The sequence below is a fragment of the Muribaculum sp. genome (genome assembly GCF_029051885.1).
GTDB lineage: Bacteria > Bacteroidota > Bacteroidia > Bacteroidales > Muribaculaceae > Muribaculum.
The window spans coordinates 1-9,675 of sequence record NZ_JAIDKI010000100.1; the positions used below are offsets into that span (position 1 = coordinate 1).

Annotated in this window: 9 protein-coding genes; 3 read left to right on the forward strand and 6 right to left on the reverse strand. The window is 54.0% G+C overall.

Annotation, left to right across the window (positions count from 1 at the left end):
- Nucleotides 1-207: 207 nt before the first annotated feature.
- From K2I50_RS04460 to K2I50_RS04485, 6 genes are all read right to left on the reverse strand, one after another.
- Nucleotides 208-2,094 carry a hydroxymethylglutaryl-CoA lyase-like TIM-barrel protein gene (locus K2I50_RS04460; protein WP_301025025.1) on the reverse strand — a complete coding sequence of 629 codons (1,887 nt, stop codon included), beginning with the start codon at nucleotides 2,092-2,094 and terminating at the stop codon, nucleotides 208-210.
- Nucleotides 2,095-2,352: 258 nt separating this feature from the next.
- Complete coding sequence (locus tag K2I50_RS04465; RefSeq protein ID WP_301025026.1) at nucleotides 2,353-3,696, reverse strand: portal protein; 1,344 nt, start codon at nucleotides 3,694-3,696, stop codon at nucleotides 2,353-2,355.
- Between the two features lie 44 nt (nucleotides 3,697-3,740).
- Nucleotides 3,741-4,292 (reverse strand): hypothetical protein, encoded by a 552-nt coding sequence (locus tag K2I50_RS04470; protein ID WP_301025027.1) that lies wholly within the window; start codon nucleotides 4,290-4,292, stop codon nucleotides 3,741-3,743.
- 106 nt (nucleotides 4,293-4,398) lie between these two features.
- The gene (locus K2I50_RS04475) at nucleotides 4,399-5,031 is read right to left on the reverse strand and encodes an SU10 major capsid protein (protein WP_301025028.1); all 633 of its coding nucleotides are present in this window, start codon (nucleotides 5,029-5,031) and stop codon (nucleotides 4,399-4,401) included.
- A 22-nt stretch (nucleotides 5,032-5,053) separates the two neighbouring features.
- A complete protein-coding gene (locus K2I50_RS04480) occupies nucleotides 5,054-5,620 on the reverse strand; it encodes a hypothetical protein (protein WP_301025029.1) in 567 nt (188 codons plus the stop codon).
- A 90-nt stretch (nucleotides 5,621-5,710) separates the two neighbouring features.
- Nucleotides 5,711-5,947 carry a hypothetical protein gene (locus K2I50_RS04485; protein WP_301025030.1) on the reverse strand — a complete coding sequence of 79 codons (237 nt, stop codon included), beginning with the start codon at nucleotides 5,945-5,947 and terminating at the stop codon, nucleotides 5,711-5,713.
- Nucleotides 5,948-6,596: 649 nt separating this feature from the next.
- Here K2I50_RS04485 and pepT point away from each other — a divergent pair.
- The 3 genes from pepT to K2I50_RS04500 all read left to right on the forward strand — a co-directional run.
- Nucleotides 6,597-7,817: a peptidase T gene (gene pepT / locus K2I50_RS04490; protein WP_301025033.1), complete on the forward strand. Its 1,221-nt coding sequence runs from the start codon at nucleotides 6,597-6,599 to the stop codon at nucleotides 7,815-7,817.
- 180 nt (nucleotides 7,818-7,997) lie between these two features.
- Nucleotides 7,998-8,927 carry a tRNA (adenosine(37)-N6)-dimethylallyltransferase MiaA gene (gene miaA / locus K2I50_RS04495; RefSeq protein WP_301025031.1) on the forward strand — a complete coding sequence of 310 codons (930 nt, stop codon included), beginning with the start codon at nucleotides 7,998-8,000 and terminating at the stop codon, nucleotides 8,925-8,927.
- A gap of 224 nt (nucleotides 8,928-9,151) precedes the next feature.
- Nucleotides 9,152-9,675 (forward strand): NADH peroxidase (locus K2I50_RS04500; RefSeq protein ID WP_301025032.1); only part of this gene is annotated, 524 nt, incomplete at its 3' end.

Here is a 9,675-nt window from a genome sequence, read left to right on the forward strand (position 1 = left end):
TAGATCCTCTGGGCAGACCCCCACAGTGACCCCTCAGCCCTCACAGGTGCACGCTAGCTGCTTTCCTACTGAGCATCAATTTTCTCAGGAACATTTTATAATGAAATGCCCTCCCGCCCCCCTTTAAACCAAAACAAGGCGGCGCCCGGGGTCAAACGCACACGGCTCTCCGGGGGATTATATCTCAACGATATCTGTCAGAATGATTTACTCATACTCGATAAGAGCCTGATCGGTAGCGACAACCTGATCGGGAGTAACGAGGATACGCTTTACAGTACCGTCAATCTCCGACGCGAGGTCATTTTCCATCTTCATGGCCTCGTACACGAGCACGGTCTGGCCAAACTTGATTTTGTCGCCCGGCTTCACCTTGATTTCAACAATACGTCCGCCCATCGGAGCATTGAGAGTGGGACCTGTCACAGGAGCTTCCTCTACAGCAGGCTTTTCCTCCACCTTGGGAGCGGCGGCAGCCTGAGTTTTATCCCACTCCTCGGCACGGCGCTTGCGCAGGAAGCCGTTGGCCACAGTCGGGAGCAGTTCAAGGAGCAGATATTCCTCCTGGTTGGATGCGAGCTTCACGCCGCCCATATCCTCAAGCACAGGATTTTCGGGCTTCTTGTATTTGGTCACATCGTAGGGTGTCTCTACAGGAGTTCCGGCAATCTTCTCGCGGAATGCGGGGTCGACAGCCACGGGAGTATGGCCATATTCACCCTTCACCAGAGAGATAAACTGATTTGACGGGTTGCTGTAGTCGGGATTTCCCTTCTTGCGGTCGAGAGCCACGCTTACAGCCTGGCTGCCTACAATCTGGCTGGTAGGAGTCACCAGGGGCACAAGGCCGGCATCGCGGCGCACCTTGGGAATCAGGCGCATGGCGTCGTCGAGCAGGTCGCTCGCACCGAGTGCCTTGAGCTGAGCCACCATGTTGGAATACATACCTCCGGGCACCTCGGCATCCTTGACGAGCAGGTTGGGCTTGGGGAATCCGAAATACTCCTCGATAGCATGGCAGGCGGCAAGCAGGCTATCCTCATCGTTGGCCTTGGCTGCTGCGATGGCGCGGTCAAACAGGGCGTCGATTTCGGCAGGAAGTTTGTCGGCCAGCGGGTCAAACGCTTTCGGGAAATGATCCTTGTTGAGGTCGAATGCGGCGAGCTGCTTGCGCACGTCGTACAGCTCATTGCGGATGCGGCCTACAGCCTCCATGTTGGCCTCAAGCTCGATGCCGAGCTTCTGGCAGAAGATATAGATAAGCTCGATGGCAGGAGCGGCCGAGCCTTCGCCGAACCACCAGATGTTGGTGTCGAGAATGTCTACACCGTTGATAATGGCCACAAGCGACGATGCCAGGCCATAGCCGGGTGTACAGTGGGTATGGAAATCCACCGGCACGCTTACGGCAGCCTTCAGCTTGGGCATAAGCGACGCGATACGCGCGGGATTTACCAGACCGGCCATATCCTTGAGGGTAATGATCTTGGCGCCATATCCCTCCATGGCTTTGGCCTTCGACACGAAATATTCATCGGTAAATATCTTTTCAGGAGCGGCAGGCACCTCGGCTTTCTTGCCGAAAAGGCGTGCGAAGAATCCCGGCTTCTCGGCGGGCTCTGCGGGAGCTTCCTCCTTGGGGTCGACTGTATAGCATACAGCACCGTCGGCAATGCCGCCGAGCTCGTTGATCATGCGTATCGACTCCTTAACATTGTCGAGGTCGTTGAGGGCGTCGAAGATACGCATCACGTTAAGACCGTTCTTGATAGCTTCCTTGTAGAAACCCTCAAGCACACTGTCGGGATAAGGCACATAGCCGAAAAGGTTGCGGCCACGCGAGAGAGCGGAGAGCAGCGAATGGCCTTTCATGGCCTTTGAGCAGATGCGAAGTCGTTCCCAGGGTGATTCGTCAAGATAGCGCATGACCGAATCGGGAACTGCGCCGCCCCACACTTCCATTATATAAAAGTTGGCACCCTCGTAAAGGGGGAGCAGACGGTCGATACACGCCTGAGGCATACGGGTCGCAAAGAGCGACTGCTGGCCGTCACGCAACGTTAGGTCTCTGATTTTTAGCTTGCGATTTGCCATATTAATTAGTTTTTTATTAACCGATTCATAACTTCTCAGGAAGTCCAGGCTACGGAATATAGTAGAAACAGTATCCAAAGCCACTGGTATCCAGAAAGTTACGAGCCGCAACAGTTTAGAATGCAAAATTAATAATTTTTGATGAAAATTATACATATTATTCTCTCAAAATAAAATAATTCATAAATTCTGATGATTGTCTGCTGATTATGCCGGAGCCGAAGCCCTGACGATTTTTCCAAGAGAGCCATCATGCCGCTATCCATTGCGACGGCGCAGCAGGTAGGCCCGGAATGTGTCGAGAAGGTCGCGGAGAGCAAGTAGCTGTCCCTGCTGCTGGCTCTGATACATCGACGCCGATGTCACCCCCGCCGGTGTCTGGCCGCGCAGGGCATCCCCCACCCCGCTCACCTCGCGCATCAGGCGCAGCTGAGTGTCGAGCATCTGCTGCGTGCCTACCGAATTGACAGCGGTCATCACCTGCTGCGGCCCCGGCACACCCGGCTCGGGACGGTAGATGACTATACCGTCGGGCTCGCGCAGTTTTTCGGCCACCATAGCAGCAGGCATCTGCGACGAAAACTGATTTTCTGGAAAAAGCACCACACCTTTTGCCGCCTGCGAGAGCATGCGGTCGTTGAGAGTCATCAGCCAGTTAATGTTGTGCTGCTGGTCGATGATATCCTCGACAAAAGAGTGTATCTCACCATCAATCATCGGGTAAAAACACATCGCATAGGGATGGCGCGATGAAGTGACGGTGTCGAGCACACGTCCGTCGGTGGTCATAAACCGGCACACCCAGCGTGCATCGACACACAGGCGCCACTGCAACGCCACCTCTCCGCGACGCTCGCGCTTGCGGTTGGCAGCACGGAGCCGCTTCTCGGAGTCGGCGGCGACAAGGGTGAGCGACCCGTCGGCGGGGTCGTGCACACGGAGCATGCGGCGGCACTCACGCGTCCATATCTCAAACACTCTCAGCGTAGCCGCACGCGACGAGGAGTCGAACGTAAGCGCATCGTCGGCACTCTCGCCCGTGCGGGGCAGCTGCGCGTCGGGCGATGTGTCGGCCGAATGTCGTCGGAACACCGAGCGCAGCATCTGCATGCGCCCCGGGTCGCCGTGAGAGAAACGCTCGACAAGGGCCGGAAGCGAAAAATCATGTAGCTCACCCATAAGTTCCGCCCCTGAACCGTCGGAGCAGGTGAGGCGGTCGATAAAGAAACGCGCCGGGCTCACTATCCTCGGGAGGGCTCCCGACGGAGCGATACGCTGTATGGCGCATCCCGATATGAGAAATTCCTGAAACGTGGCCGCGTCGGTCTCGACCGTATCGGCCAGCAACGGATCGCCGCCCACACTCTCGCGGAAACATCCGGTGATGGTCTTTACCAACTGGCGGATAACATTGTTGGTGACAGGCGTATAGCCATTTTCGATAAGGTAGTCGCCCTCGCTGCGTACAGTGCCGTTGTCAAGCAGACAGGGGTCGAGCCACTGACGCCCGAATGTGTAACGCTTGTAGCGGAGACGGCGCGCCCGCAGTGTGGCGCCCGACTCCCAGGCCGCGCGGGCACGGGATAAAACTGTGTCGTTCATAGTAGTTGTAGAGTTTTATAAAGTCGTACAAGTGTACGGCTCTCTCAGATGATTGGTTTGATAGTGGATAGAGCGAGAGAGTCGATACGGTAGACGCCGGGCGAGTCGGTAACGGCAAGACACGACAGTGGACGCACGGTAGCTCCGGTATCAGATGCCGGCGCCGGAGAGCACACACGCACGGCACGTCCGGTCACTGCCGCCACCGGAGCGCGGTGGTCCGACCGCTGCCTCCCCGACAGCTGTAGCGAAGCTCCGGGTAGAGTCCCGTCGGGAATAATCAGCGCCGGACAGTTCCACCCGGGCAGCAACAGAAAGGAAAGGCGCACGACATTGTCAGGAAGCATGAACCATCCAGTGCCATCGGGCAGAATCTCCACCTCTACATCGGCCGAGATGTCGACCGGCGCAAGCATTTCAATTGGAGCAGTGCGGATAAGATTATCGTACCACGCCTGCATGCGCGCCTGCAGATGGGCGCTCAGGTCGATACCGTCGAAGCGCACCACGTCGCATCCCGAATTGACAGCCTCGGGAAAGGCACGCAGACGCCATTCGGCCATCATACCGTCAATATCAAGTGTAAGAGCTGACATAAGTAACTGTTCTAAAAAAGATTGCGTAAATTATTGAGAATTACAGCGAGAATGGCTGCCATTACCTGGATGGCGCCATTCTCTGAAAAGCGAGTGCGACAGGCCGTCACTTGCCGCCAACGATACGCATATGGGCTTCGGGGTAACGGAGCACAAGGCACGACGCCTCGGTAAGCACTACGGCATCGGAATTGCGCTGGCCGCTCTTCTTAAGGTCGAGGAGCATGGCCGAAAACGGAATATGGGTGTACTTCTGGAGATATTCCGGGTCGATTACGATACCGTCGTTCTCATGTCCGCAAAGGTCGAAGGTCTCGCTGTGCACTACATAGAGAGTGCCGAAGTTCGACGATATCACCTTAAGATTAAGCCCCCAGTGCAACTCGGTCTCGACCGAGCCCATCTGCTTCACAGTGGCATCCTTGGTAGGATTGACAAGTGTGCGCACACACTTCGAGCCACCAATAAGCACCTTGCGCGCCGACCCCCCGTGGCCGGTAAACGCCTGACGGCACAGCTCTACGAAATCACCCGAACACAACTGTGAGGGGAGCCGGAACTCGCGCTTGGTCTGATGCCATATGCCACCGGTAAAGTAGGTATTTCCGTCGGGACCGCTCAACTTCTTGCGCGAGCCGAAAAGGAAACTGCGCTCCATGCCCATACGCATGTCGATGATGGCCGCCTCCTGCTGGTCGGTAAACGACATGTCGGCCTGCTTGAGCGCGGCCGTCAGCACCGCTCCCTGTTCTATTTGAGCCTTAAATATTTGACAGAAATTTTTTTTCAGGCGTGGGCACAAACGTGGTCTGAGGAGTCTGTACGTCGAGTTCGGCGGCAGCGCGCCCCATACGCACAATGGTGCTTTCACCCTCCGCTTCATTGTCAGCCACAAATTTCTCGTCGGGACCGACATAGATTACCGAAAGCCCATTGATACTTGACTCGGTGATATAAAACGTATGCGACTTGTCGCCTGCCATCCCACCGGTAAGGAGCACGGTATCGGTTTTTGAAAACGCCTTGTAGTCGTTTCTGCCGCCAAGAGATATCACAAACTCGTCCTCATTGCCTTCACTCTCGATTGCAACCACTACAGCCGACGACGGACGGCTGTCGACAGTGTAGTAGCGCACTTCCATCGAGCCGGACTGACGGCTACGGGCCGCGCGCGAAATCTGGTCGACAGGAGTGGCCATTGGCCGTATCTTCAGCAAGCGGCGGTCAATGTCAGGCAATATCATGTCTGAGCCGAGTGATTCTATAGTGGCGGCTGTAAGCGGACCGCCTAACACATGGGTTGCATGGGTTGTTGAAACTGATTCCATAATAAAAAGATTAAGATGATAATAAGATAAAGTGTGTTTTTCAAGTAAAAAGAGAAAGATAGTTGTAAGATTGCATCACATGCGGCAGGGTCAGTCCCACACCGAATATGCGTCAGGAAGGAAAAATGGGTCCTGGGCCACAGGCGTGCCGCGCTGACCGTCGGGATACGGTTCCTCACCGGCATCGGGGCGGTGCAGTTCGGATGCAGCCCTCTCATTCAGGCCCTTGAGATAGCCTTTCATATAGGCTTCTTTCAGCGCTTTAGCCTCACAGACAGGAGATGGCGACGTAGCATTGTCATTTGGCGGAATTTGTGTCTTGTCCATAGTCATTGATAAAATTAAGATGGTTTATAGATTATTGCCGAAGCTGTGTATAATATATTTTCAACCCTTCGACATTGCAAAGATACGCCATGTATTTAAATTCACCAAATAATTTCACAATTATTTTTACAATATTTTTATTGTAGCTTAACAATATTCTAATTGTTAGCATTTTAGAGCATCTCATATAAGAGCTTGTTTAATAATAAATGTTACCGTCAGGGCGGTCATTCGTCGAGCAGATTTTCGCTTGTGATGAGGGAGTTATGGGGTTCCATAACGACCGAAGAGCAGGCGGAAAGATGCCGGCGATTGACCGACTGGCGGTAATTTGTTTAATATCGTTGATATATTTTTGCATTTATTTCAAATTCAGCAAGAGAGTGAGGAATTATAAAATTACCGGTTGTCTCGTATATCTTGGCCGCTTTTCGCCCTGTTCCTCAGTCGTGTACATAAAGTACACTCCTTCGTCACATGTCGAAAATCGTCTCAAGCTATACGACCCTGGCGGCAACATTTATTATTAAACAAGCTCTATGAAATCATTGCGTCTCCTGCCAAATCACCGTCAAATTTTCGACATGTCCGCAACCGTGATTCATGAAAAAAAACTATCTTTGTGAAAACAACCTTAATACCTACTGATATGAACGTAGTCGACAGATTTCTACAATACGTAAAGTTTGACACTCAGAGCGACGAACTCACCAACATGTGGCCTTCTACTCCGGGCCAGATGATATTTGCCCAGCACCTCGAACAGGAACTGCATAAAATGGGCCTGACCGAGATTACGCTCGACGACAACGGATACCTCATGGCGACACTGCCGGCCAACACATCGCGCCCGGTGCCTACAGTCGGATTCATCGCCCATCTCGACACATCGCCCGACATGAGCGGACGCCACGTAAATCCGCGCATCGTCGACAACTACGACGGACAGCCCATCACACTCAACGCTGAAAAGGGTATCGTGCTCAGCCCGCGCGAATTCCCCGAACTCGACCACTACAAGGGCCAGTCGCTGATTGTGACCGACGGCACCACTCTTCTCGGCGCCGACGACAAGGCCGGAATCGCCGAAATAATCACCGCCGTGGCATACCTTCAGCAACATCCCGAAATCGAACATGGCAAGATACGCATCGCATTCAACCCCGACGAGGAAATAGGTCAGGGAGCACACAAATTTGATGTAGAGCAGTTTGGCGCCGACTGGGCATATACAATGGACGGAGGCGAAATCGGCGAGCTGGAATACGAAAACTTCAACGCCGCAGTGGCCAAGGTGACATTTACCGGACGAAACGTACACCCCGGATATGCCAAACACAAGATGATCAACTCGCAGCGAATCGCCAATCAGTTTATGTCGATGCTCCCCCGATGGGAGACACCCGAGCACACTGAGGGATACGAAGGATTCTACCACCTGATTGCCACCGAGGGCAATGTGGAGAAGACCACCATCACATATATAATACGCGACCATGACCGCGACCGCTTCGAACGCCGCAAAAAGGAACTCGAGCATCTGGTACGGAAAATCAACAATGAATTCCCCAACTGCGCCTCCATCGAGATAAAGGACCAGTACTACAACATGCGCGAGAAAATCGAACCCGTAAAATATGTAGTCGACATCGCCGAGCAAGCCATGCGCAATGTAGGCGTCAATCCCATCGTAGTGCCCATACGCGGAGGAACAGACGGAGCGCAGCTGTCGTTCAAGGGTCTCCCCTGCCCCAACATATTCGCCGGAGGTCTCAACTTCCACGGACGCTATGAGTTTGTGCCCATCCCCTCTATGGAGAAAGCCACCGAAGTAATCATAGAAATAGCACGGCTCGTAGCCAACAGATAGTCACGCCACCATAGCCGGCCGGCACCAGGCTCCACAACCGCCTGACACACATACATGTCATAATCCGGCCCGCGGCATGCTGCGGGCCGGATTATGACATCTGTTTCTGACGGCATCTTAGAGAAAATGAAAGCCTAAAAACATTCTCGGAAATCATCTCTAAATCTTACACACAGACTGATGAAACCTCTGCTTATCGTAGTGACGGGCCCAACAGGCTCAGGCAAGACATCGCTCGCCATCGAAATCGCACAGGCTCTGCACTGCGATATAATATCGGCCGACTCGCGACAACTGTTCCGCGACATACCCATAGGCACAGCCGCACCCTCGGCCGACGAACTTGCCGCCGCGCATCACCACTTCATCGGCACTCTGGCGCTCGACGAATACTACAGCGCGGCACGCTTCGAGGAGGATGTGATGCAACTGCTCCCACGGCTTTTCCAACGCGACGGATGCGCCGTAATGTGCGGAGGCTCAATGATGTATGTCGATGCTGTGTGTCGCGGTATCGACGAACTCCCCACCGTCTCACCACAGGTGCGCGCCGACACCCTCGCACTATACGAGAGAGAAGGGCTCGAGGGGTTGCGCGCCACACTGCGCAATCTCGACCCCGACTATCTCGCCGGAGCCGACCTGTCAAATCCACGGCGCCTCATCCATGCCATAGAGATAAGCATCGAGGCCGGTGTGCCCTACTCGTCACTCAGAGTCGGAGCCGTGAGGGAGCGCCCGTTCCGCACACTCAAATTCATAATCGACCATCCGCGCGAAGTGCTGTTCGACCGCATCAACGGCAGAGTCGACCGCATGATGGCCGACGGTCTGCTCGACGAAGCCAGGAAAGTATATCCGATGCGCCGGCTCAACTCGCTCAACACTGTCGGATTCAAAGAAATGTTTGCATATCTCGACGGCACCATGGACTACGACACCGCAGTGGCCCGCATCGGGAAAAACACACGTGTATATGCCAAGAAACAGCTCACATGGCTCAAACGCGACCCGTCGGTGATACGCCTCGACCCGTCGCGGCCGCTGCTCCCCCAGGCCATGGCCGAAATCGGCCTCGCAACATGCTCTCAATCAACCGACCCTGACTGAGAAGTCGCCCCGACAATAATATTTCAGATTTTTCCTTACTTATTTTGCGATATTGGGTAATTTTTGTAATTTTACCTTACAGAAACCTCATATCCTCATAACCAAAATATCATAAGATATGACCTGATTCACACCATAAGGATGCTTGGAGAATACACCTCTGACATGCGTAATGGCATGAATCATATAGCATATTGGAAACCAATCACATAATTTACAAGAAAATGAGCAAGAAATTCATTTGTACAGTCTGCGGCTACGTTCACGAAGGCGACGCAGCTCCCGAAAAGTGTCCCCAGTGCGGTGTACCCGCATCCAAGTTCAAGGAACTCGACGAAACAGCACTTCTCCAGTTTGTGACCGAGCACGTAATCGGCATCGCCAAAGATACCGACGACCAGATGCGCGCCGACCTCAACGCACACTTCATGGGCGAGTGCACCGAAGTAGGCATGTACCTTGCCATGTCGCGTCAGGCCGACCGCGAGGGCTATCCCGAAGTGGCCGAAGCCTTCAAGCGTTATGCTTTTGAAGAAGCCGAACACGCAGCCAAGTTTGCCGAACTCCTCGGCGATGTAGTATGGGACACAAAGACCAACCTCGAGAAGCGTATGGCCGCTGAAGCCGGTGCCAATGCCGACAAGATGCGTATCGCCAAGCGCGCCAAGGAACTCAACCTCGACGCCATCCACGACACCGTACACGAAATGGCAAAGGACGAGGCACGCCACGGACAGGGCTTCCAGGG

Coding starts and splice junctions, on each gene's coding strand:
- K2I50_RS04470 (WP_301025027.1), bottom strand. CDS start 4,292: ATGTCAGCTCTTACACTTGATATTGACGGTATGATGGCCGAATGGCGT.
- K2I50_RS04460 (WP_301025025.1), bottom strand. CDS start 2,094: ATGGCAAATCGCAAGCTAAAAATCAGAGACCTAACGTTGCGTGACGGC.
- K2I50_RS04480 (WP_301025029.1), bottom strand. CDS start 5,620: ATGGAATCAGTTTCAACAACCCATGCAACCCATGTGTTAGGCGGTCCG.
- pepT (WP_301025033.1), top strand. CDS start 6,597: ATGAACGTAGTCGACAGATTTCTACAATACGTAAAGTTTGACACTCAG.
- K2I50_RS04485 (WP_301025030.1), bottom strand. CDS start 5,947: ATGGACAAGACACAAATTCCGCCAAATGACAATGCTACGTCGCCATCT.
- K2I50_RS04465 (WP_301025026.1), bottom strand. CDS start 3,696: ATGAACGACACAGTTTTATCCCGTGCCCGCGCGGCCTGGGAGTCGGGC.
- miaA (WP_301025031.1), top strand. CDS start 7,998: ATGAAACCTCTGCTTATCGTAGTGACGGGCCCAACAGGCTCAGGCAAG.